This is a genomic window from Alkalibacter saccharofermentans DSM 14828 (assembly GCF_900128885.1).
Lineage (GTDB): Bacteria > Bacillota > Clostridia > Eubacteriales > Alkalibacteraceae > Alkalibacter > Alkalibacter saccharofermentans.
On record NZ_FQTU01000010.1, the window covers coordinates 38,681 to 62,920 of the forward strand.

Below are 24,240 nucleotides of genomic sequence, written 5' to 3' on the forward strand. Positions count from 1 at the left end.
ATTGAAAAAGATGAATCTAATGACCGCAGCCATTTTTATTTTACTGGTTTTCGGTCTGATAGCAGTTCCAACCCAGATATCCGCAAATGAAAACGAGGGTGTATTCAATGGCCTTTATCTTATAAGCGGGGGCGATGCAACTCTAAAAAACGTAGATATATCCATACTGGTCAACGATAAAAGCTCGTCCAGGGTAAATGCGTCATACGAGGTTGAAAATACAGGGGAGGAAACAATTTTTTTGTATATGGGCATGCCCTTGTCTAACGTGAACATCACTGAAGCAACATATCGCTTTACACCTTATGTATACAATTCTAGAATCGTAGCGGGAGAAATGATAAATCATCTGATAGATGGAGTGGCTCTTGATTATGCAAATTGGAGAACTTACAGCTTTGAAGTGCCCTTGAGACCGGGGGAGATTAAAACAGCAAGTATATCATATACGGTGGAGAATTATTATTCAGAAGATGGCAGGCTGGGGTTCAATATTGATTTGGAGCATATCAAGTCATGGAATAGCAAGCCGGAAAGCATAAAAGTAACTGCATCATTTAACCCCAGATCCGTTAGGATTTATAACTTTGATAATCGCTATGCGGTCAACCCCACAGAGATGACTCCCCAGTACAGCCTTGAGTGGAGCTTTGATGAAACTGCAGATTTCAGAGATATATCCTTTAATTACTATCCGGTTGACGATAAGATAAAAGACGAGCTTGTAAAACAGAGAAGTTCAAGAATAGACGCTTTCTTGAAGGAATATGAGAACAGGGACTATGCAAAGGCCATAGAGGCGGGAAGGGAGTATATCCAGAATTCTCAGCCCACAGAAGCGCACAATTTGGTATATCTTCTAATGGCAGATTCATATGTTCAACAAAGGGAATACAACCAGGTGTTGGCAGTCTACGAACTCATTGAATCGACAGACTTAAATTTTGGCGAGCTTCACAAACGGATTGACAACAAAATGTTGATTAACAAAATTACGGCATTGGAGAATCTCAAACGATATGAGGAAATGTATGATCTCATAATGTATGAAAAATTAGATCCTGACCTTAACTACTACCTTGAACAATGGTTGGATGAATCTATGGCTAGAATACCTGACAGCACGTTGGAGCGAATAGAGGAGGAAAGAAAGCCACCTACAGCTTTTGAGATGTTCGTAAGAAGATTTATAGATGGGAATTTCACGGTGATTCTAATTGCCGGCGGGATAATAGTTGCTTTGATTGTGTTTTTAATTTACTACATAAGAAAGAAAAAGAAGAAAAATTTCTTCTTTTAATGGAGTGTCATGTACGATAAACTGGCTTATATTTATGATAATTTAATAAATGAAGATGTGGATTACGATAAAATGGTAAACTGGCTAGATATAAAAATAAAAGAAAAAAATATCAGCGCCAACAGTTTGCTTGAGATAGGGTGCGGCACGGGAAATGTGTCCATACCATTGTCTAAGTTGGGATACAATGTTACCGGGATGGATATTTCGGATGAAATGCTTTCTGTGGCCGATGAAAAATCTTTCGCTGAAGGATCAAGCGTCAGGTGGATGAAAGGTGATGTTTGCAATTTTGCGAACACTGAAAAGTACCATGCAGCCGTATCTTGTTTAGACACCATCAATTATATATTAGGTGAAGAAGATTTGGATAACGCCTTTAAAAATATATATAATTCCCTTGAAAAGGGAGGGGTTTTCATTTTTGATATCAATACTAAATACAGACTTAAAGATGTTTATGGCAATCACTCATTTAATTACGTGTCAGATGATCTGTGTTATATATGGAATTGTTTTTATGATTCAGAAAATGATATCAGCGAGTTTGAAATAGATTTTTTTGTAAAGGCAGAAGGCACTAATAATTATGAAAGGTTTGATGAAGTTCATGTGCAAAAGGCATACGAGATTGAAAAAATAAAATATATGCTTTTAAATGCAGGATTTGACAGCGTTGACGCTTATGATTTTTTATCTGAAACCCTTCCCACATCTAGATCAGAGAAGGTTGGGATGGTTGCATTTTGCAACTAGAAAACATGGAAATATCTACAAATATATTTTGACAAACAAAAATAATGGTGTTAAAATAATATCCATAGCAGTATATAATATTTATTTAATTTAGGAGGAATTTTTGTATGACAAACGGTACTGTAAAATGGTTTAACGCTGAAAAAGGATACGGGTTTCTTTCAACTGATGAAAGCGGAGATGTTTTCGTACACTTCTCAGCATTGCAAATGGACGGCTACAAGACTTTAAAAGAAGGACAAGAAGTGAATTTCGAAATCGTTGAAGGCGAAAAAGGCCCTCAAGCTGCTAATGTTAACATTATATAGTAAAGTAACAAAGTTTCTTTAAACATAGATGTACTTGGTATAAAATAACATTTAGCAATTATCGATCCCTGTGTATACGTGTGCACAGGGATATGATTTTTTATAGAGTAATTAATCTCCGTTACATGATTTATGATATAATTTTAGTCAATTAAGGATATATGGAGGTAACGATGAAAGACAATATAATAAGCTTAAAGATAGAGGATGTGTCGGCAAGGGTTTTTGCAGTTAACAGCAAAGAAGCAGTCGTTAGGATGCAACAGGTACACAATTCTTCGTATACTTCTACTGCGGCGGCGGGAAGAGTCCTGAGTGCCGCTGCCATGATGTCAATGGCTCTTAAAAGCGAGAAGGATAAGTTAAGCATACAGATAAAAAGCGATGGCCCAATTAAGGGAATAGTAGCTGTGGTAAATTCAGCGGGAGAAATCAAAATAGATATTCATCAGCCGGACATTTATCTTCCACTGAAAGCTAATGGCAAGCTGGATGTTTCTTCAGCTGTAGGAAAAGGCACATTGACGGTGGTTAGGGATCTTGGGCTTAAAAACCCATATGTGGGTACTGTGGATATTGTCAGCGGAGAAATAGCCGAAGATTTTACATATTACTTTGCTACTTCCGAGCAAACACCATCAGTCGTTGCATTGGGTGTTTTGCTAGGAGAAAATGACGATATCAAAGCTTCTGGAGGGTACATGATTCAACTGATGCCAGGATGTCCTGACGATGTGGTAAAATACCTGGAAGATAAAATATCGACAGCAAAATCTGTCACATCCATGCTTGAAAAAGATATGGCGCCGATGGAAATGATAAAGGCGATTTTTCCAGAAAAAAAAATCGAGCTTATTGACAGCAAGAATTTGGAATATAAATGCGATTGCAGCAGAGACCGCTTTTGGGATGGTCTTGCCATGATAAAAAAAGAAGATGTTGAGAAGATGATATTTGAAGACGGTGGGGCAGAAGTTGTATGCCACTTCTGCAATACCAAGTATAGTTTTACTGTCGAAGAATTGAAGAAAATTATGGAAAAATCAAAAAAACAAGCATGAAAACTAGAGCAACAGATTCTAAAGACGACTCTTGAAAAGCTTGTATATCAACGGTTACAGAACATTCGCCACAATGGTAAAAAAAAAACAACAAAGCTATTGACTTTGACTATTCTATGCCATATAATATTAATTGTCTCAAATTTGAGGCGATGGTCGCATAGCTCAGCTGGGAGAGCACCTGCCTTACAAGCAGGGGGTCATAGGTTCGAGCCCTATTGCGACCACCATTATTTAAAAAGATTCTGCATGTCAGATCTTATATATGCGGCCTGGTAGTTCAGTTGGTTAGAATGCCAGCCTGTCACGCTGGAGGTCGAGGGTTCGAGTCCCTTCCAGGTCGCCATTCATTAAATTAAGAATATGTTTTTAATGTCAACAATTGAGAAGCGAGAACCATTATCTGTTTTATTTCAGCTGATATTCAGCCCAAGTAGCTCAGTCGGTAGAGCAGAGGACTGAAAATCCTCGTGTCGGTGGTTCGATTCCGCCCTTGGGCACCATTAGTGTTTCAATTTGATAGTACACATGCGAAAGTGGCTCAGTGGTAGAGCATCGCCTTGCCAAGGCGAGGGTCGCGGGTTCAAATCCCGTCTTTCGCTCCATAATGGCGGCATAGCCAAGTGGTAAGGCACGGGACTGCAACTCCCTTACCCCCAGTTCAAATCTGGGTGCCGCCTCCAAATAAAAATACATATTTTAATATAATAAAAACCCACTGATATCAGTGGGTTTTTATATTTGTATTATGTTGAAGTTCTAAATTTGTCGTGAACGATGTCGGATGAAAGTCAGGCCAAAAGCCAATCCTAATAAAACTAGCCCCACGATGACATAATTGATATTTTCACCGGTTTTAGGGATTTCCTGCTGATCTTTTGTTGTCGTATCTGTAGTTGTTGCTGAAGTATCCGATCCGTTTGCTTCCGGTTCCGTCTCAGTATCGTCAGAACCGTTTGTTCCCGGTTCCGTCTCAGTATCGTCAGAACCATTTGTTCCCGGTTCCGTCTCAGTGTCGTCAGAACCATTTGTTTCAGATGATGGCGGCACATCTGTACATGTGCCATTAGTGATCGTGTTGCTATCGAGAGTGACAGCACCGTTTCTTGCCAGTAGTTGACCCTGCACTGTCGCATTAGTGTTGGCAGTTATATCTGTCAAAGCGAAAATATGACCTACAAATTCTGTGCTTGTACCCAAAGTCGCGGAGCTTCCTACTTGCCAAAATACCCTACAGTACTGTGCTCCATTGATGAGACTGACTCTGCTGTTAGATGCTGTTGTAAGTGTGCTGCCTATCTGGAATATGAAGACAGCTTCGGGGTCTCCCTGAGCATCAAGGGTCAGAGTCCCTGTCAATTGGGCCGATGAGGAAAAGAAATAGACTCCAGGTGTGAGTGTCATTCCGCCCAGATCCTGCCCGGTCATATCAGAGGTGACCGGGCGACCGGCTGCGTCATTGTAAGCGGTGACAAGGTCTGCCTGTGCTTGGATGGCTTCAGCATCGTTTAGATGAATAGTTCCGTCTTGAACTGTTCCAGGTGGAAATCCAGTGACCGAACTGCCAGGAGAAACTCCTATATTCCCACCGGCGTCGCCACTAATCACGGTTGAGCCTGTATTGGTTATCGTAGTACCGGCTAGAACCGCAAATGATTCCGTTGTTCCCAGACCGACAGTTGGTTCGGATGCTACTACACTTGCCGGCATCAACAGGAGAATCAGAGATAATGCCAATATTAAAGATGTGGATCCAAAACTTTTTCGCAAGTTCATAAAATTTTGTGTGTTCATAAAATTTTCACCCTTTCTGTATTTAACGATTTAATTATGTATAATCTATCGGTTCCTTTGATGACATTAAATTAACTGCTTTTTTTCGCTTGAATTAACTATTGGCATAATGAGTTGTCCATCGTTTTCAAAATAGTCGATGTGATAAGTTTTTTCATTTCATAGGCATCACCTCTAATGGATATTTGAATACGTTTTCATAACAACTGAAAAAAGTCACTTCGTTCCACTTTTTTAGGTTGCATAAGCGTTAAACCAATACATGCTAGTTGAACAACAGAGATTACTAGTTTTTAACTATTAGCATTACTATTGTATACCTAATTCTAAACAATGTCAATAAAATATAATATTAATGTAAATAAATGTATTATAAATGAAAGAAGACATGAATAATTTAAAGGGACAGATGACGGTTGCCCGACTTCTACCCCTTTGATTTGAATTATAATTATGACAGTTTTATTGGATTTTGTGAAAAATCTTAAGTGTAATTTAAATTTTTATGCCAGCTGGGTTCCGCTTATCAAAAGTATAAACGTGTTTAAACCCGAGTTGCTTTAACATAAGATAAACTGGAGGAATATTATTTCCCACCGTTTCAGCGGTATGGGAATCTGAACCGACGGTTATTATTTCTCCCCCAAGCTCTATGTAGTCTTGAAGAATAAGCTGAGAAGGAAAAATCTCTAGAGAGCTGGAACGAAAGCCAGATGTATTTATTTCAATTCCAATGTTTCTTTGGGAAGCTTTTCTTAGAATTTCATGTATCAATTCTTCTAAATCACCATGCTTGTACTTTCCGTGCAAGTCAAAAGCATACCTTTTTAGCAGGTCAAAATGGCCAAGGACATCAAAATCGCCTTCTGAAACGCTATTATAGACTTCTTCGAAATAGGCGATGTAACTTTCCTCAAGGTTTTTATCATCGGCAAAGCAAACCAGGTCAATGTCATCAATAAAATGGATAGAACCCAGTACGAAATCAAGTGTCTTGTCTGAAGTATACTGAATCAGCTCCTGCGAATTAAGGTGAGGCTCGCCAAGTTCTATCCCTTTTTTTATTATTAAAATTTCTTGAAATAAATCCTTGCATCGTTCTATTTCTTTTGAGTATTCTTCCATATTGAGGTTGTGGCAGCATGGAGAAGCATGAGTAGCGGAAATATGCTCTGTGAAGCAGATTTCATCTATCTTTTTTCTAATGGCAGCAGAACATATCTCCTCGATAGAAGACTTTCCGTCATGTGAAAAAGTGGAGTGTATATGATAATCAATAATGAAGTTTATTTCAATCACCTCTAAAAAGTATTATATGCTTAAATCATACTACTCTTTATAGGACAGCACAATATTATAACGTTTGCAAATTATTGAATATAAAGATTATTTTCTGAATTCAGGTGCAGCATCATAGATGCATTCCAATGCATGTCTGAAACTTCCTTTCCAGTCAAAGTTGCCGTTTTTTATGCACCAGGTTACTTCATGACCTAAAAAAGCATAAGCAGAAGCCACGTACAAGTCGAGTGGGTTGTTTTTATTTCTTATTTGTCCTGTTTCTTGTCCCTTTTTAATTATTGCAACAGCAATTTGTGTCAATTCATCTCTAAGTTCGTAACTGCCGTGATCTTTCTTGAGGTTGCTTATAAGCATCTGGCTGAAAAAATCTGAACCATATTTATGGGCTACATCTATTAGTGAATCGAAGCATATCATAAGTTGGTCCCAGTGGTTGTTTTGGGTAATTATAGACATTAAGTAAAGGCTTATGTTGTGAGTTATCCCATCATAAAACTGTAGGATCAAATCTTCCTTGGACTTGAGGTGGTAATAGAATGTGGTTTTTGAGATGTTGCAGGCCTCACAAATATCTGCAATAGTAACTTCTTTGTAATTTTTTTCGAGAAATAGCTTGTTTGCGGTGTCTATGATAAATGATTTAGTTGAGTTGTTAGCTGTTGACATGAGAACCTCCGTTAAATGTATATATGTTTAATATGCTATATAATAGCACATTTTTTTTTAAAAAACTATATTGACAATAATATAACAAGTTGATATTATATTACTGAGGTCATATAAAACAATACTAAGGTAAACCAAAGGAGGTATTCAAATGAAATTGTTTGAAAGAACAAGTATTGGAAACATGAAACTGAAAAACAGAATAGTAATGGGCCCTATGGGTACGACGGGAGAAGCGGATGGTTCGTATTGTCATGAAGGCATTCGTTATTTTGAAGAAAGAGCAAAAGGCGGTACAGGTTTGATAATTACAGGTGCCAATGTAGTAACAAGCAAGTATGAGCCTCGGCCGTGTACGGAACTTAGTGACTTTCACAATGTAGAGAGATTAAATATGCTGATTGAAAGATGCCACCACCATGGTTCCAAGGTATGCGTGCAAATATCTCCTGGGCTAGGAAGGCAGCAGTTTACAGACCCCTTTACTCCTCCATACTCTGCAGGTGATTGTGGAGCATTTTGGTTTCCTGATTTAAAGTGCAAGCCTTTTGCCAAAGATCAAATAAAAGATCTTGTGGATAAAGTAGGATATTCAGCCTATTTGGCAAAATTAGCCGGAGCCGATGCAGTAGAGTTGCACGCTTACGGTGGATATTTATTAGATCAATTTCATTCTGCGCAATGGAATAATCGAACTGATGAATATGGTGGTGATTTGGAAAATAGAATGAGGTTTACTGTTGAGTGCATAGAATCAATAAGAAAAAATGTAGGTCCTGAGTTTCCTATCTTAGTGAAATTTACTCCTGTGCATAGAGTAGAAGGTGGACGAGAATTAGATGAAGGTCTTGAAATGGCCAAAATATTGGAATCTGCCGGAGTTGATGCCTTGCATGTAGATGTTGGTTGTTATGAAGCTTGGTACAAGGCGATTTCTACAGTTTACCAAGAAGAGGGACATCAAATGGATGTTGTTGAAGCAGTGAAAAAAACTGTATCGATTCCTGTGCTGGGACAAGGGAAGATGTTTGATCCTAGGAAGGCCGAAAAGGCTGTTAAAGAAGGGGTGACTGACTATGTAGTGTTAGGTCATCAGATGTTATCTGATCCCCATTGGGCCAATAAGGTTAAAGCCGGCGATTATGAGGATATAATCCCTTGCATCGGATGCAACGAATGCCTGCTAGCTGGATTTTCAGGTAAACATTACTACTGTGGCGTAAATCCGCTTTGCTATGCAGAAGGAGATTACCAATTGCCTGAAAAGACTGATGAAAAGAAATCAGTACTGGTAGTTGGTGGCGGACCAGGTGGTATGTCAACTGCAATAGCAGCTGCAAAAAGAGGTTTTGAGGTAGAACTATGGGAGAAAGATTCTAAACTTGGCGGGAATTTATGGGCTGCAGGTTTGCCTACATTTAAAAATGATGTATTGAAGCTTATAACATATATGGAAAGACAGTTGGATAAGCTGGGAGTCGATGTTAAATTGAACAAGGAAGGTTCTCAACAGGATATACCAGCGGGTAAATATGACAAAGTTGTTATTGCAACCGGCTCAAATCCGATAATGCCTCCAATAGAAGGAATAGAAAATGCATCGTCAGCTAATGATTATCTGGTGGGACTGAAGAAACCGGGCAAAAAGGTAGTGGTTATAGGTGGCGGTCTTGTCGGATGCGAGACAGCAGCTTATATGAAAGAAACAGCGGAGGAAGTTACAATTATAGAGATGTTGGGCGACATTTTGGCAATAGCAGATCACTGTTTGAATAATGATCAAGCCTTAAGGGATATGATAAAAGAAAGGAATATCGCTGTAGTAGGCAATGCCAAAGTAAAAAAAATAGAAAAAGATAGAGTGATATATACAAAAGACGGCGAGGATCATGCGGTTGACTGCGATACCGTTATTGTAGCCGCAGGATTTAAATCTGAGAACAGATTAGAGGATGAACTGTACGATAAAATGGATAATATAGCCGTTGTAGGCGACGCAGAGGCGCCAAGAAAAATTTTGAATGCAGTGCATGAAGGATACCATACAGTAAGAATCATGTAAACTAATATATTAGAGTGACCTCATTGGATGAGGTTGCTCTTTTATATTTAGAGATATATTAACAGTTGGTTTTTTATTTTGATGCATAGACAAACAATAAATATTTTTTATATGGTATAATTAAGGGAGTGATGATTAAAGGAAGGAAGAAAATATGAGTATTAAAATGATAGCTTTTGATTTAGATGGAACCTTGTTGAATGACAAGCAGCGCATAACTCAAAAGACGTTAAAAGAAATTAAAAGAGTCAAGAATGAAGGAATTAAAATATCGGTTGCCACAGGGAGAAGTTATTCTGCAAGCAAATTTTATGCAAATCAGATAGAAGCCGATTATATAGTCTGCTGCAACGGAGCCATAGTTTATGATGTGGCCCTTGATTATGTAATCTATAAGAAACCAATGCCTCAGGATACGGCGCATCAAATAATTGAAGACATGTATAAATATTCTGACGTTCTCAAGATTCAATGGGATAGCTTTGATACCTACTATTCAAATAATCTACTTCCTTTCGAAGAAGATTATATTAGCGCTTACAAGAGTGAGTACCCCATGGAGTCCTTTAATTTGATGCTGCTCAAATCTATTGAAGGCAAAAAAGAGCTTTTAAGGAAAGAAGAAATATATCAGATATTCACATTTTCTATGTCGGACGGCGATGAAAGCTATATGAATATTTTAGAATCATTAAGAGGCTATGATGGTATAAACTATGTCGATTTTAAAGAAAACTACACGGATATAACTCACAAGGATGTCAGTAAAGGCGAAGCCCTCAAGTATTTGTTTAATTTGAATAACCTAGATACAAAAGATCTTATGGCCTTCGGAGACAATCATAATGATGAGACGATGATGACAATAGCCGGAGCCTCAGTCGCGATGGGTAATGCACATCAGTCCATAAAGGACAAATCAAAGTATATTGCCGGTGAAAATTCCAACGAAGGAATAGCTGAATTTATGCAAAATTATTTCAAATAAAACTGCACATGTATTGTATTTTTTTTTAACAATAGAGGCTTATAATCCGTTACATTAAATTGAGTATTCTGAAAAAGACATACACATTCATGAACAAGCCTGAATAAAAATGTGCTAAAACAAGAAAAAGGATATACAAATAACCCAAAAATATGGCATAACGAGTTATATATACAATAAAAGACATACATTATCCTGTGTACACAAGTCAATTCGTGTGTAATTCTATATACAATGTACAATGCCTATGTTATAATTGACATGCTATTGCGCCCCAAAGCGTATGGTTTTTAGTACATTGCATTTATTTTCATTAACAATTTTTATTGAAATATAAGGAGGTTCATTCATGGCAAGAAAAATGAAAACTATGGATGGTAACACAGCCGCGGCTTATGTATCTTATGCATTTACCGAAGTTGCTGCTATCTATCCAATCACTCCATCATCCAATATGGCAGAAATGGTGGATGAGTGGTCGGCAAAAGGCCAAAAAAACATCTTTGGTGAAACAGTAGATGTAGTTGAGATGCAATCTGAGGCAGGAGCCGCAGGAGCAGTTCACGGTTCTTTAGCTGCTGGTGCGTTGACAAGTACGTACACTGCTTCTCAAGGACTTTTATTAATGCTTCCAAACATGTACAAAATTGCAGGAGAGTTGCTGCCTGGAGTATTCCATGTTAGCGCAAGAGCAATTGCAGGACACGCACTATCAATTTTCGGCGATCACTCAGACGTTATGTCTGCAAAGCCTACAGGATTCGCTCTACTTGCTTCAAACAGTGTTCAAGAGGTTATGGACCTTGGTGGTATCGCTCACTTGGCGGCCATTAAGACTAGAGTTCCTTTCCTTCATTTCTTTGACGGTTTTAGAACATCTCATGAAATTCAAAAGATTGAGCAAATCGAATATGAAGAATTTGCTGAACTTTTAGATTTTGAAGCAGTTCAAGCATTTAGAGACAGAGCCCTTAATCCAGAGCATCCTGTAACTAGAGGTACAGCACAAAATCCAGATATATTCTTCCAGGCAAGAGAAGCATTAAATCCATTTTACGAAAGTGTTCCTGATGTAGTAGCAGACTACATGAAGGAAATAACAAAGCTGACAGGAAGAGAATACAAGCCTTTTGATTATTATGGAGCTAAAGACGCAACTGAAGTGATCATAGCTATGGGCTCTGTAGTAGATACCATCGAAGAGACTGTTGACTATCTTGTTTCAAAAGGAAAGAAAGTCGGAGTAATAAAGGTAAGACTTTACAGACCATTCTCAGAAAAGTATTTCTTCGATGTATTGCCTGATACTGTCGAAAAAATTTCAGTTTTAGATAGAAGTAAAGAATTGGGAGCTCTTGGAGATGCTCTTTATGAAGACGTAAGAACCTTGTTCTACGACAAAGATAAGAAGCCTGTAATCGTAGGCGGAAGATATGGTCTTGGTTCAAAAGATACCACTCCATCTCAAATCTTATCTGTCTATGAAAACTTAAGCACAGCTGAACCTAAAAATGGATTCACAGTTGGTATTGTTGACGATGTTACTTTTACTTCCCTGGAAGAAAAAGAAGTTATCAACACAACTCCGGAAGGAACAATCAGATGTAAATTCTGGGGATTGGGATCTGATGGAACAGTTGGAGCAAATAAAAACGCAATCAAGGTAATAGGGGACAATACAGACATGTATGCCCAAGGATACTTCTCTTACGACAGTAAGAAATCAGGTGGAGTTACTATTTCTCACTTGAGATTCGGTAAAAAGCCGATTAAATCTACTTACCTGATAGATGAGGCTGATTTTGTTTCATGTTCAACACAAGCATATGTATACCAGTATGATCTTCTTAAAGGGTTGAAAAAGGGTGGTACATTCTTGTTTAACACCATCTGGACTCCGGAAGAACTAGCTGAGCATTTGCCTGCAGAAATGAAAAGATTTATCGCCAACAACGATATAGAATTCTACACAATCAATGCTACAAAACTAGCTGAAGAACTAGGTCTTGGAAACAGAACCAACACTATCATGCAATCAGCATTCTTCAAGCTGGCGAAGGTTATGGATCTTGACGAATCAATTGGCTATCTTAAGGATGCCATCAAGAAGTCTTATGGAAGCAAGGGAGATGCCATTGTCAACATGAACAACCAAGCTGTTGACCAAGGAATCAACGCACTTGTAAAGATAGAAGTTCCTTCAGACTGGGCAGATGCTAAGGAGAATCCGGCACATGTTTCTACAAAAGATGAGCCTGATTTCATTAAAAACGTATTGAGACCTATGAATAGACAAGAAGGGGATGTACTACCAGTTTCAACATTTACTGGAAGAGAAGACGGTACCTTCCCACAAGGTACAGCTGCTTATGAAAAAAGAGGTATTGCAGTAAACGTGCCAGAGTGGCAAATAGACAACTGTATCCAATGTAACCAATGTGCATTCGTATGTCCTCATGCGGCAATCAGACCTTTCCTTGCAACTGAGGAAGAAATGAAAAATGCACCGGAGATTTTCGAGGCTAAGAAAACCATTGGAAAAGGATTCGAAGACTATAAATATAGAATTCAAGTTTCTATTATGGACTGTACAGGTTGCGGAAATTGTGCCGATATCTGTCCTTCAAAGCAAAAATCATTGTTGATGAAGCCAATAGGAACACAAGAAGAACAAATAGAAAACTGGGATTATGCGGTTACTCTTCCTGTAAGAGATAACATCGTTGCCAAGACAACAGTAAAAGGAAGCCAATTTGCTCAGCCATTGCTAGAGTTCTCAGGAGCTTGTGCAGGTTGTGGTGAGACTCCTTATGCAAAGGCGATCACTCAACTTTACGGAGATAGAATGATGATAGCCAATGCTACTGGATGTTCTTCAATCTGGGGTGGTTCAGCTCCTTCAACTCCATACTGTACGGATGCACAGGGCAAAGGTCCAGCTTGGGCTAACTCTTTGTTCGAAGACAATGCAGAGTATGGTTTCGGTATGGCTATAGCAGTGAAGAAGAACAGGACTACTATAGAAAATGCTTTAAACCACATAATGGAGTGCTGTGATGATGAAAAAGTCAAAGCTGCTGCTACTAAGTGGATTGAAACTAAAAAAGACGGAGAAGCTTCTAAAGCTGCTTCCAAAGAACTGTTAGCGGTACTGACCGATGCTAAGGCGACTTGTACGGATTGTGCTAAAAGCATTAAGACAGTAATAGATTTGAAAGATTTCTTGATTAAAAAATCTGTCTGGGTATTTGGTGGAGACGGATGGGCTTACGATATCGGATTCGGAGGATTGGATCACGTTATTGCAAGCGGAGAAGACATCAATATCATGGTATTTGATACTGAGGTTTACTCAAATACAGGTGGACAAGCATCTAAAGCGACTCCTATTGCTGCAGTAGCTAAGTTCGCAGCATCAGGAATGAAGAACAAGAAAAAGGACCTTGGTTTGATAGCCATGACTTACGGTAATGTTTACATAGCTCAAGTAGGCATGGGAGCAGACAAGAACCAGTTTATGAAAGCGTTGATCGAAGCTGAGAACTATGATGGACCATCATTGATAATCTCATATGCTCCTTGTATCAACCATGGTATCAGAGGCGGAATGGGTAAAACTCAAGAGCAGACTAAATTTGCTGTAGAGACTGGATACTGGCACTTGTACAGATTCAACCCAGAGCTTAAGGAACAAGGCAAGAATCCATTTGTTCTTGACTCTAAAGAGCCTACAAAATCATTCCAAGATTTCATTAGAAGCGAAGTAAGATACACTTCACTTCAAAGATCCTTCCCGGCACTGGCTGAACAGCTGTTTGAAAAAGCCGAGATGGATGCAAAAGAAAAAATGGCAACATATAAAAAGCTTGCTGAGTAAGCATATTGCCGAAGACTTTGTCTTCGGCTTTTTTTATTATTGGGAGAATTCCTAGAATTCAAGCCGAAGGAATCTGACTCTTAGTTATTTGATTAAAATAAGGGTATACATGCATTAAATAAGCCGATACTATTAATGTCGGGATGTACCAAAGGTGAGAATACAAAGAATCGTTAGCGAGTATCTAAATGACATAATAGTAAAAAACGCAGATAAGCCATCAGCAGATAAAGCAGTAGGACCTCAAGTGGTTGCCAAACTGTCCGACGAGATTAAAGCTGGAATAGAAAATCAGGACAAAAATCTGGAAAGTGCAAGGCTTAAAAGCCGAATGACGCCTACTGATGTCATAAAAACAGCGCCTAATAACCCTGAAGATGCTGAAGCTAAAGGAAAACTAGAGTCATTTGAAATAGACCTGGCTGGTTCCAAAGGAAAAAAAGTTCATGAGTTCAAGGCGACATCAGCTAACGGTGAACTAAAGAGATTTCTAGAAAACATTAAAAATATTTCAAATAATAAATCAGGCATTATGCTCTTGAATACGGAGGCTATAGAGCTATTTGATGATCTTAAAGTGAATTTCAAGCTATCTGACGGAGTATTCTTGACATTGCTCGACTATGAATATCTTGAACAAGAAGGAATTGAAGCAGTAAATTATATATTTCGATATCTGAGAATGATACAGATGAGATTAACTTGAAGGATCAAAAATTTATGAGCGTTTCTCTAAAATTTGTGAATGAGACGGACTTGAAAAATTAAGTGATAAAAGAATTTTTGATAAAGAAGTTCGGTGAAATACGAGAAGAGAACGATAAATATGAGGGAAGGTATTTTACATTAAAAGATTTAAAATCAGAGATTGAAGTTTTAACTAGAATCGTAAAACCTGAGTATAGGAATATATTGATAAATGGAACGAAGATTCAGAAAGAAAATACATTTCTTGAGTTTTTTTATTCCCGTAAGAACAAGGGTGAATCGTTCAGACTTGTTCTTGGCAGCAAAGGATATATAAGAGATGAGCAAATTGCATTGGATGTATATATCAAAGATTTGAGAAGTGGCGCAATCGCTGTAGGCTTGAACAATGGCGTTTTGGCTTTTATATCACAGGATTCGATTAAAAGAATAAATTACGCTTATGATCAGCTTGCAGGTATCTATGCAATTCCATATCATATTGCAATTCTCAGAGTTTTAAAAAGTTGAGTTAAGTCAAATAAAGCTGTGCTGATAATGATTAGCTTTATTCTTTTGATAATATACGCTTTTTTGAATGGCTAAAGCCGCAAGAATCATAAAAATGACTCTTGCGGCTTTTTCACACAGGCTTCCAGGAACTTTTTAAGTTAGCTATAAGGTTGAAAACCAAATTTGACTCACAGGTGTGTTTAGGATCAACTGAAAAATATCCATGTCTGACAAATTGGAACCGCTGCATAGGTTTAGATTCAGACAAATAGGTTTCTGCAAATCCCCGCTTAATAACTAGAGAGTTCGGATTTAATTGATGTTTTTGTGCATCTTCTACCATATCATTAGGTTGGTCGTCAATCAGATAATCATAAATTCTAAATTCAGCTTCAGTGTTAATCTTTGCGCTTACCCAGTGAAGGGTGCCCTTAACTTTTCTTCCTGTAAATCCGCTTCCTGATTTTGTTTCAGGATCGTACGTGCAGTGTATTTCTGTTACATACCCACGGTCATCTAATTTATAATCATGGCATTTAACGAAATAAGCTCCCATAAGTCTAACTTCATTTCCTGGATATAATCTGTGGTATTTTTTGGGAGGGTCGATCATGAAGTCATCCCTGTCTATATATATATTTTTTGTAAAAGGCATCTTTCTATGGCCTAATTCGTCATTGTCTTGGTTGTTTTTAATTTCGAGCCATTCTAAATGGTCATCGGGCAAATTTGTTATAACCAGTTTTATTGGATCTAAAACTGCCATGCACCTGGATGTTTTAGGCTTTAAATCATCTCTGACAAAATGTTCAAACATAGCTATATCCACGGTGCTATTTGATTTTGCAACTCCAATTTCATCACAGAAATTTTGAATAGCTTCAGCAGTTATTCCTCTTCTGCGCATTCCGGCTATTGTCATCAGGCGAGGGTCATCCCAGCCGTCAACCTTCTTTTCGTCCACAAGCTTTTTAAGAAATCTTTTACCTACAATCGTCTTCGTAAGATACAATTTTGCAAATTCGATTTGTTTGGGAGGTTCTTTTTTGAAATCGTCGATATTTGATAGGACCCAGTTGTAAAATGGTCTGTGATCTTCAAATTCCAGAGAACATAAAGAATGAGTTACGCCTTCTATGGCATCTTCTATTGGGTGAGCATAATCGTACATTGGATATATGCACCATGCATTTCCTGTGTTGTGGTGATATGCTCTTAATATTCTGTAAATTATGGGATCCCGCATGTTGATGTTGGGGCTGGTCATGTCGATTTTCGCTCTTAAGACTTTTGATCCGTCATCGTATTTTCTGTTTTTCATTCCTTCGAATAATTCTAAGTTTTCTTCAACAGTCCTATCTCTGTATGGGCTGTTTTTCCCTGGTTCAGTCAATGTCCCACGGTAAAGCTTAATCTCTTCCGGTGAAAGATCGTCTACATATGCTAAGCCTTTTTCTATTAATTCGACTGCATATGAATACATTTGATCAAAGTATCCGGATGCAAAAAACAACCTGTCATCCCAGTTCGCGCCAAGCCACTCGATATCCTCTTTTATAGATTGAACATACTCGATGTCTTCTTTCACGGGATTAGTATCATCGAATCGCAGATTAAATTTTCCATTGAATCTTTTAGCCGTATTATAGTTCAATAAGATAGCTTTAGCATGCCCTATGTGAAGGTATCCATTAGGTTCCGGTGGAAACCTAGTGTGAACCCTGTTATCTGTAAATGTGTTGTTCTTGATATCTTCCTCGATGATGCTGTAAATAAAATTTGATGACTTCCTTATTTTGTCTGTATCCACATTATCACTCCTGTACTTTATCTTTGTATCTATATGATTTTATCATAAACCATAGTTCAATAGTATATAAAAAGATCATTAAATTTTGGAATTATCAAAGGTACAGTAAAGATTGGAATGCTAGGATTTTCTTTGTAATCGTTTCTAAAGTTTTAGACAAAATTTAATCAATTTTTTGTGTCAAATATACAATGTGATATTGGTTACATAGTGTATAATAATATTGTATACAATATGTAAGCAACTAATGATTTCTAATAAATAATTTCTGAGGTGAGTTTATAGAATATGGAGTTCAAGGATAAGTTAATGCAGGATGGGGAAGCAGTTTTAGAAAACAGCGCCATAGAGTCGAGAGAAAAAATCTTAATAGAAGAAGAAGTGCTATATATCAACAATGTTATAGTAACAGATAAACTTAAGTACATGGTTATGGCAATGATGACTTTGTTTTTGTTGATTTCATCTTTGGTATTCAATACCCCCTCAGAAATAATGTCAGGAATGAAGCTCATTATAGTATCTCCTAGTACTCTTGTCACCGACTATTTTGAGATAGCAAATATAGGCTCCTCATTATTTAATAGTGCCATAATAACAATGGTGGGAATAATAGTGGCCAGAGTCAATAAAGTAGAAATGAACGGTCCTATGATAGCGGCATTGTTGACATTGGCAGGCTTTTCATTTTTCGGCAAGAACCTTTACAACACATGGGGAATAATGGCTGGTGTGTACACATATTCTGTCTTTAAAAAAGAATCATTCGATAAATACATAGTTCAAGCTCTCTTCAGCACAGCACTAGGTCCTTTGATTAGCTGCATAACATTTGGGATTGAGCTAAATCTTATTCAAGGGATTTTATTGGGCAACCTGGCAGGATTTATGGCTGGTTTTGTTTTGCCTCCACTCGCTTCGCATTTTCTGTTGTTTCATCAAGGATATAGCATTTACAACATAGGATTTACGGCAGGAATTATAGGAATGTTCTTTATGGCGGCCCTTAGAGGTCTTGGATTTCAGACTGAGACGGCAGTTCATGTTTTAAGCGGAATGAATGAACCACTGTCCATGTTTTTGATTATAATGTTCAGCATGATGCTATTTATTGGACTGTTTTTAAATCAGTTTAGCTTTAAGGGGTTATCCGATTTATTTAAATTGTCAGGAAGACTTTCTTCTGATTTTGTATCGCAAGTCGGCTTCGGTATAGTCTTGATCAATATGTCTTTACTTGGATTTCTATCAATGTTTTATGTGATACTCTTAGGAGGAGATTTAAACGGTCCTGTAATAGGTGGAATTTTCACGGTAGTCGGCTTTGGAGCATATGGAAAGCATTTAAGAAATGTAGTTCCGATATTGTTGGGAGTATACATAGCATCCCTGTTCAATGTATATGATACAGCTTCTACAGTGGCCCTGTTGGCTGCGCTTTTCGGCACGACATTAGCTCCCATCGCAGGTCATTACGGTCCGATACATGGAATCATTGCAGGTTTTTTACACATGTCAATGACCATGAACGTATCTTACCTCCATGGGGGAATGAATCTATACAACAACGGATTTTCAGGGGGCTTCGTAGCTGCGGCTCTGGCTCCGCTGTTTGAATCTGTAGGGTTTTTGAAAAATCGTGCGGACAATTACGAAAACCTTTATAAATAGCATATAAAAACCTTATTTCTAAAAGGCTTCCCCCTTGATTGAAATAAGGTTTTTATGTTTCATTTAAAGCTTTCGATGAGATTTTTTAAATATTCCTCTCGTTCCAACTTATTAATGAGTTTTTCTTCTGTTAAATCTTTCATATCTGAGAGTTCCTGCAATTTCACAAAATTTGTTTCGTTTTCTTTGATAAGCAAATCTATTTTTTCCAATTCATTCTCCAATTTGCCGATTTCACTTTCAAGAGAATCATATTCTCGTTGTTCTTTGAAGCTGAGTTTTTTCTTTTCTCTCCCGGTACGTAGTCCTTTGGTATCAATATCGATGTCATCATCAGTTGACAGCAAATCAGAAGGTTCTATGGTTTGAGCTTCTTTTATATCATCAAGATAATCGAAATAATTTCCTGTATGCAGGCTGATGATTCCGTTGCCATCAAAGGACATGATTTTATTGCAAATTCTATCTAAGAAATATCTGTCATGAGAAACAGCGATCACCGGGCCTGAAAACCCATCTATATAGCTTTCGAGAACACTTAAGGTATCGATATCCAGGTCGTTGGTTGGTTCGTCTAATATCAGAACATTGGGTGCATTCATTAGTATCTTAAGAAGATATAGTCTTCTTAATTCCCCACCTGATAGGTTAGATATCTTACTGTACTGTTGATCCGCCAGAAAAAGAAAATTCTCCATCATTTGGGATGCGGTGATCTTTGCTCCATCAGCAGTGGTGACATACTCAGAAGTTTCCTTGATGTACTCGATAGCTCTCAGGTTAGGATCGATATGCTCTGATTCTTGAGAAAAATAGGCAATCTTGACGGTCTCGCCTATTTCCACAGAACCGGATTTAGGATTGATCTTCCTGTTTATCAAATTCAGCAAAGTTGATTTCCCAACTCCGTTAGGCCCAACAATTCCAATCCTGTCATCACTCTGAAAGGTATATGTAAAGTTATCAATAACTACATTATCATCAAAGGATTTTGTTATATTATTCAATTCTATTATTTTGTTTCCTAAACGGCTGTATGCTGAGGTTATTTCAAGGTTTTTGTTTTCAGTGATGCTTAAAGAGTCTTTCAAAGTCTCGTACCTTTGGATTCTAGCTTTCTGTTTAGTTGTTCTGGCTTTTGCCCCACGCCTTATCCAAGCAAGTTCTTTTTTGTACAAGTTTAACATTTTATTTTCATTTGCTGCTTCAAGTGCAAGCCTCTCAGTTTTTTTATCCAGATAGTATGAATAGTTACCTGGATAGGAATAGAGGGAACCATCACTGATTTCGATTATTCTCTCAGCTACTCGGTCTAGAAAATACCTGTCATGGGTTACCATCAAAAGTGATGCTTTCAAGTTTTTAAGGTATGTTTCAAGCCAGTCTATCATTAGGTTGTCTAAGTGGTTGGTGGGCTCGTCAAGAATCAATAAGTCGCATGGCGTAATCAATGCAGAAGCAAGAGCTATCCTTTTTTTCTGCCCACCTGACAGCTCAGATATTTTTTTGTCGAAGTCATGTATGCCTAGTTTGGTCAGCACTGTTTTAATTCGACTTTCCACATCCCAAGCATCCAGTAAATCCATCTTGGATGTAAGGCGCAGCGTTTCCTCATTTAAGCTATCGTCATCAGGGTGATTTGCACACTTTTCCAGGATTATTTCATATTCTCTTATTACATCCATAAGAGGAGATCTGGTTTTTAAGACCTGCTCTATAACAGTGGAATCAAGATCGAAATCAGGATTTTGAGGGAGGTACTCAATTTTCATACCGGAACTTTTTAAAATCTTGCCGGTGGGAGACGTTTCCATGCCTGCTATGATTTTTAATAAAGTTGATTTTCCAGTACCATTAATCCCGATAAGTCCTATCTTTTCATTGTCTACAGTAAATGTAATATCAGAAAAAAGCGTTTTCACGCCATAACTTTTTGAAATGTTCTCGATGGTGAGCATAATTTTCTCCTAGCTTTTTTAATTTGTTGGATATTTGAAAGTTGTTATTTCATTTAGATAATCTACTAGCTTTAGCTTGTCAAAGTCGTTTTCATGGAAATCTCCACATCTTTCGAATAAATATTTCGCAAAATTTCTTACACTATAAAGACTTGATTCGGAACAACTGAGCATTATTATCTTAAGAGCTTCAAATAAGGCAAAGACTACGGATAAATCTGTTTTGCCATAGTGAATTATCTGATAGAAGGTATTGTATAGATCTTTTTCAAAGTTAAAGTCCTCGTAAATCAGCTTGCCCTTGTAATCTTTAAACTGAATCGAAGTGTATTTGCCATCTGATTCACCTATTTTACTAAGCAATACACCAAGAATCTTTATGCAATGTATAGCTGTGTTTGGGTCGTTAATTCCGGGAGATATGGCTCTTAACGCAATTTCAACTATTTTTTGAATGGAAAACTTGTAGTCGCCGAGTATCATTTTTTGACTCGTCAAGCTAAGGCAGTTATAAAGTTTTTTATCGAAGTTATCCGGCAGCTGACTTTGTTCTTTGTAATAGACTGAAAACAGATTCATGTTTTTAGCCATATAGTCTCCGATACAAGGCCGCACGACGATTTTGCAATCAATATTTTTTATTAAATCCAGTATTCCTTCAAAATTTATAAGCTCTAAATAACCTGAAGATGCTGAATGTACATCAAAACATTTAGGGAACTGGTCGACATCAAAGACGTCGATTCTTTCAAATTTTTGTCTGTAATCCATTCCTGTTTCGATCATTTCATAAGCCTGGAGGTACAACTTGTTTATAAGTTTTGAAGCTTGAATAGAACCAGATACAGTATAAACAAATTTTATGAAGTATATTATGCATAAAATCGAATATATAACTCCTATCGTAGCTGAAATTACAGGTAATCCTTGCATGATATCACGCATAAAAAGCAATGTAGTTATGCAGTATAAAAATCCCCCTACGAATATTCCCAGAACCTTCATTGAAACTTTGTCTGTAAGGAAGTTTTCCACGACTCGAGGCGAAAAATTAGACGAGTACATAGTCAATACAACCATAATAGTAGAAAATGTAAAAGTGGTTATGGTCAAAAGTGCACCTGCGAGTGTAGCTAGAATGCTTCGTGCTAAATCAGTATTTGTTGCAAACGCACTTGGGATAAAATCCATGACAGGTAAATATCCAGTGTCGATGAGTATAGCGGTTGCTGCAAAAATCATAGATATCAAAAGATGTCTGATAAGATAAATCCAGATTTTATTGTTTTCATAAATGATCTTAATTCTTTGCAGCATAAGGCACCTCCCAGTAGGGTATATTAAATATCATAAATACATGGATAATACCTCAGATGCCACAGCATCTTCGGCCCCTTGCGCTCACCCGTTTATTGCGGGTTAATCTGCTTATGCTAATAGTATATCATAAAATAATGCAGATTATGCCATAGATGCTTGCTGGATTGCCGTTAAATTACCGGTTAGGAATATATTTGAGGATATTTAAGCATTTTAAAAGTCAATGACGAAAATACCCACAAATATACTTATTCAGTATTGGATTATATAATAACCGCGAATTATAAAAGGGTTTAGGGGTATAATATTACGGTGAGAAGCAATAGGGAGTGATGAAAAATGAAAATAGTGAAATATATGATTAGTGGAATTATGATCATTTTTTTGATTCTAAGCGTTATACCGTATTTAATAACATTACAATCTGAGACATTGAATTTGGAAAGACCCTTTTACAATAGCTTGTTCGTGGATGTAAGCGATACTAAGCTTCATTACAGGGTTTGGAGAAGCGAGGATATAAGAGGAAATATACTTCTGGTTCATGGTTTGGGCGGATCTACTTTTTCATGGGAAAAAGCAGCAGATATACTTAATGATAAGGGATATTTTGTGATAGCGGTTGATCTGCCGGCATTTGGATACAGTAGCAGGGAGTCAGGGTTTGATCACAGTCAAGAAAACAGAAGCGATCTATTATGGAAGTTAGTCGATGAAATTGAAATGAGTCATCTGATGGGGCACAATGAGAATTGGACTCTGGTAGGCCATTCAACGGGAGGGGGAACAGTGGCAACTATGGCTGTCGCGAAAGAAAACAAGGTTAAAGAGGTGATCTTGGTAGCAGGAGCTCTTTTTAATAGGGATCCTAGCGTAACTTCACTGGTTTTAAAATACCCTCCAGCTTCAAAATGGATGGAAGTGCTTTTAAATAGATTGTTAATAAATGAGAAACGAGTGGAAGAAATACTTTTATCAGCTTATGGAAGGCAACCTGATGAAAGAGAAGTTAACGGATATTTGCTACCGTTAAAAATAGAGGGTACTGAGAGAGCGCTAGTCGATATGGTGAAAAGTGCCGGCAGCATAGATTTTAACAGCTATAAAAATATGTCTGTCCCGATTTATGGAATTTGGGGCACTGAAGATAAATGGGTTGAATTGGATCAGGCAGAAAGGGTGGAGAGGATTTTGCCGCATTTCATGCTATACACAATAGAAGGTGCTGGTCACATGGCAATGGAAACCCACGTTGAAGAATGCACTGACATTATATTGAACATAATTGATTAGAAATTTTTGATTTTCTCCCATGATCCATGAAATCTTTTGTATGTTGTGTTAACATAAGTGTATCAAGACATAAGAAAGGAAGTATCGGTAGCGTGAGAGAAATAGTTTTGATAATTCTAATGCAGTTGATTTATGTTCCGGTTTTTACCCTGAGAACATTATTTTTAGTGAAAAACATGATAGGAATAGCATCTTTTTTGGGATTTATAGAAGCCTTGGTGTATGTGTTTGGATTATCCTTGGTATTCAGTGGAGATCAAAGCGTCTTAGCAATGGTTGTTTATGCGGTAGGGTTTGGAGTGGGCATGCAGCTGGGTGGGATAATAGAAAATAAGCTGGCAATAGGATACAACAGTTTCATGGTAAACTTAGTTAATCGAGATCTGGAATTGATTGATAAACTAAGAAGTGAAGGCTTTGGAGTAACAGTTTATCAAGGAGAAGGCAGGGACAGCGTTAGATACCGTTTGGAGATTCTAACAAAGAGGAACAGAGAGGACGAACTTCTTGAGATTATCCACGACTATGAACCGGGAGCGTTTATCATTTCATATGAACCTAGAAAGTTCAAAGGAGGTTTCATGGTTAATAGTATGAAAAAGGATCAGGATAGGAAAAAAGGCTTGAATTCCATAGTGAATAACAGCAAAAAAAAAGCGGATGATAATAATTTCAAAATGGAGAAGAAGTCAACTTTTAATAAAGACAGCGTTAAGGTTGAAGACGAATCTTCAGGACAGTCAAGTAGTGAGAGTGTAAATTTGAATGAAGCCTACGAAGACGAAAATTCAAATAATGATACCAAGTAATAAGAGCCTATGGTAAGTTCAGTGCTGGACGATCCATAGGCTTTTTAAAGATGTAAATAAATAGA

General features: G+C 37.6%; 18 protein-coding genes and 5 tRNA genes. 17 read left to right on the forward strand and 6 right to left on the reverse strand.

Annotation, left to right across the window (positions count from 1 at the left end):
• Position 1 precedes the first annotated feature (1 nt).
• The 9 genes from BUB93_RS07680 (at position 2) to BUB93_RS07720 (ending at position 4,108) form a co-directional block, all read left to right on the forward strand.
• On the forward strand, positions 2 to 1,300 hold the full coding sequence (locus tag BUB93_RS07680; RefSeq protein ID WP_143159079.1) for a tetratricopeptide repeat protein: 1,299 nt from the start codon (positions 2 to 4) through the stop codon (positions 1,298 to 1,300).
• Between the two features lie 9 nt (positions 1,301 to 1,309).
• Entirely contained in the window at positions 1,310 to 2,056 is a 747-nt protein-coding gene (locus BUB93_RS07685; RefSeq protein WP_073270799.1) for a class I SAM-dependent DNA methyltransferase, read from the forward strand.
• A gap of 107 nt (positions 2,057 to 2,163) precedes the next feature.
• Positions 2,164 to 2,364: a cold-shock protein gene (locus BUB93_RS07690; RefSeq protein ID WP_073270801.1), complete on the forward strand. Its 201-nt coding sequence runs from the start codon at positions 2,164 to 2,166 to the stop codon at positions 2,362 to 2,364.
• 173 nt (positions 2,365 to 2,537) lie between these two features.
• Complete coding sequence (gene hslO, locus BUB93_RS07695) at positions 2,538 to 3,425, forward strand: Hsp33 family molecular chaperone HslO (RefSeq protein WP_073270802.1); 888 nt, start codon at positions 2,538 to 2,540, stop codon at positions 3,423 to 3,425.
• Positions 3,426 to 3,579: 154 nt separating this feature from the next.
• A tRNA-Val gene (locus tag BUB93_RS07700) sits at positions 3,580 to 3,655 on the forward strand.
• 39 nt (positions 3,656 to 3,694) lie between these two features.
• Positions 3,695 to 3,771: transfer RNA gene (locus BUB93_RS07705), tRNA-Asp, on the forward strand.
• Positions 3,772 to 3,852: 81 nt separating this feature from the next.
• A tRNA-Phe gene (locus tag BUB93_RS07710) sits at positions 3,853 to 3,928 on the forward strand.
• 27 nt (positions 3,929 to 3,955) lie between these two features.
• Positions 3,956 to 4,030, forward strand: a tRNA-Gly gene (locus tag BUB93_RS07715).
• Positions 4,031 to 4,034: 4 nt separating this feature from the next.
• A tRNA-Cys gene (locus BUB93_RS07720) sits at positions 4,035 to 4,108 on the forward strand.
• A gap of 76 nt (positions 4,109 to 4,184) precedes the next feature.
• Here BUB93_RS07720 and BUB93_RS07725 read toward each other — a convergent pair.
• The 3 genes from BUB93_RS07725 to BUB93_RS07735 form a co-directional block, all read right to left on the reverse strand.
• Positions 4,185 to 5,201 carry an ice-binding family protein gene (locus BUB93_RS07725; RefSeq protein ID WP_084117130.1) on the reverse strand — a complete coding sequence of 339 codons (1,017 nt, stop codon included), beginning with the start codon at positions 5,199 to 5,201 and terminating at the stop codon, positions 4,185 to 4,187.
• A 513-nt stretch (positions 5,202 to 5,714) separates the two neighbouring features.
• Entirely contained in the window at positions 5,715 to 6,518 is an 804-nt protein-coding gene (locus BUB93_RS07730; RefSeq protein ID WP_084117126.1) for a histidinol-phosphatase HisJ family protein, read from the reverse strand.
• Positions 6,519 to 6,605: 87 nt separating this feature from the next.
• A complete protein-coding gene (locus tag BUB93_RS07735) occupies positions 6,606 to 7,187 on the reverse strand; it encodes a TetR/AcrR family transcriptional regulator (protein ID WP_073270806.1) in 582 nt (193 codons plus the stop codon).
• 151 nt (positions 7,188 to 7,338) lie between these two features.
• On the opposite strand from BUB93_RS07735, the gene BUB93_RS07740 reads away from it, so the two are divergent.
• The 5 genes from BUB93_RS07740 to BUB93_RS07760 all read left to right on the forward strand — a co-directional run bounded on the left by BUB93_RS07740 (position 7,339) and on the right by BUB93_RS07760 (position 15,332).
• Positions 7,339 to 9,249 (forward strand): oxidoreductase, encoded by a 1,911-nt coding sequence (locus tag BUB93_RS07740; protein WP_073270809.1) that lies wholly within the window; start codon positions 7,339 to 7,341, stop codon positions 9,247 to 9,249.
• 154 nt (positions 9,250 to 9,403) lie between these two features.
• Positions 9,404 to 10,237: an HAD family hydrolase gene (locus BUB93_RS07745; RefSeq protein ID WP_073270811.1), complete on the forward strand. Its 834-nt coding sequence runs from the start codon at positions 9,404 to 9,406 to the stop codon at positions 10,235 to 10,237.
• Between the two features lie 349 nt (positions 10,238 to 10,586).
• Positions 10,587 to 14,114: a pyruvate:ferredoxin (flavodoxin) oxidoreductase gene (gene nifJ, locus BUB93_RS07750; RefSeq protein ID WP_073270813.1), complete on the forward strand. Its 3,528-nt coding sequence runs from the start codon at positions 10,587 to 10,589 to the stop codon at positions 14,112 to 14,114.
• A 154-nt stretch (positions 14,115 to 14,268) separates the two neighbouring features.
• Positions 14,269 to 14,820: a hypothetical protein gene (locus BUB93_RS07755; protein ID WP_073270814.1), complete on the forward strand. Its 552-nt coding sequence runs from the start codon at positions 14,269 to 14,271 to the stop codon at positions 14,818 to 14,820.
• A gap of 62 nt (positions 14,821 to 14,882) precedes the next feature.
• Positions 14,883 to 15,332: a hypothetical protein gene (locus tag BUB93_RS07760; protein WP_073270816.1), complete on the forward strand. Its 450-nt coding sequence runs from the start codon at positions 14,883 to 14,885 to the stop codon at positions 15,330 to 15,332.
• A gap of 112 nt (positions 15,333 to 15,444) precedes the next feature.
• On the opposite strand, the gene BUB93_RS07765 is transcribed toward BUB93_RS07760, so the two are convergent.
• A complete protein-coding gene (locus BUB93_RS07765) occupies positions 15,445 to 17,124 on the reverse strand; it encodes a glutamine--tRNA ligase/YqeY domain fusion protein (protein WP_073270818.1) in 1,680 nt (559 codons plus the stop codon).
• A 288-nt stretch (positions 17,125 to 17,412) separates the two neighbouring features.
• Between BUB93_RS07765 and BUB93_RS07770 the strand changes: the two genes are divergently transcribed.
• Entirely contained in the window at positions 17,413 to 18,795 is a 1,383-nt protein-coding gene (locus BUB93_RS07770; RefSeq protein ID WP_242945416.1) for a DUF1576 domain-containing protein, read from the forward strand.
• 59 nt (positions 18,796 to 18,854) lie between these two features.
• Here BUB93_RS07770 and BUB93_RS07775 read toward each other — a convergent pair whose 3' ends face one another.
• Positions 18,855 to 20,753 (reverse strand): ABC-F family ATP-binding cassette domain-containing protein, encoded by a 1,899-nt coding sequence (locus tag BUB93_RS07775; RefSeq protein ID WP_073270819.1) that lies wholly within the window; start codon positions 20,751 to 20,753, stop codon positions 18,855 to 18,857.
• Between the two features lie 18 nt (positions 20,754 to 20,771).
• Entirely contained in the window at positions 20,772 to 22,070 is a 1,299-nt protein-coding gene (locus BUB93_RS07780) for a DUF2254 domain-containing protein (protein ID WP_073270821.1), read from the reverse strand.
• A gap of 342 nt (positions 22,071 to 22,412) precedes the next feature.
• Between BUB93_RS07780 and BUB93_RS07785 the strand changes: the two genes are divergently transcribed.
• Together BUB93_RS07785 and BUB93_RS07790 are read left to right on the forward strand one after the other, a co-directional pair.
• Positions 22,413 to 23,366: an alpha/beta fold hydrolase gene (locus tag BUB93_RS07785; protein WP_073270822.1), complete on the forward strand. Its 954-nt coding sequence runs from the start codon at positions 22,413 to 22,415 to the stop codon at positions 23,364 to 23,366.
• Positions 23,367 to 23,458: 92 nt separating this feature from the next.
• On the forward strand, positions 23,459 to 24,175 hold the full coding sequence (locus BUB93_RS07790) for a DUF2179 domain-containing protein (protein ID WP_073270824.1): 717 nt from the start codon (positions 23,459 to 23,461) through the stop codon (positions 24,173 to 24,175).
• The last annotated feature ends 65 nt before the right edge of the window (positions 24,176 to 24,240 follow it).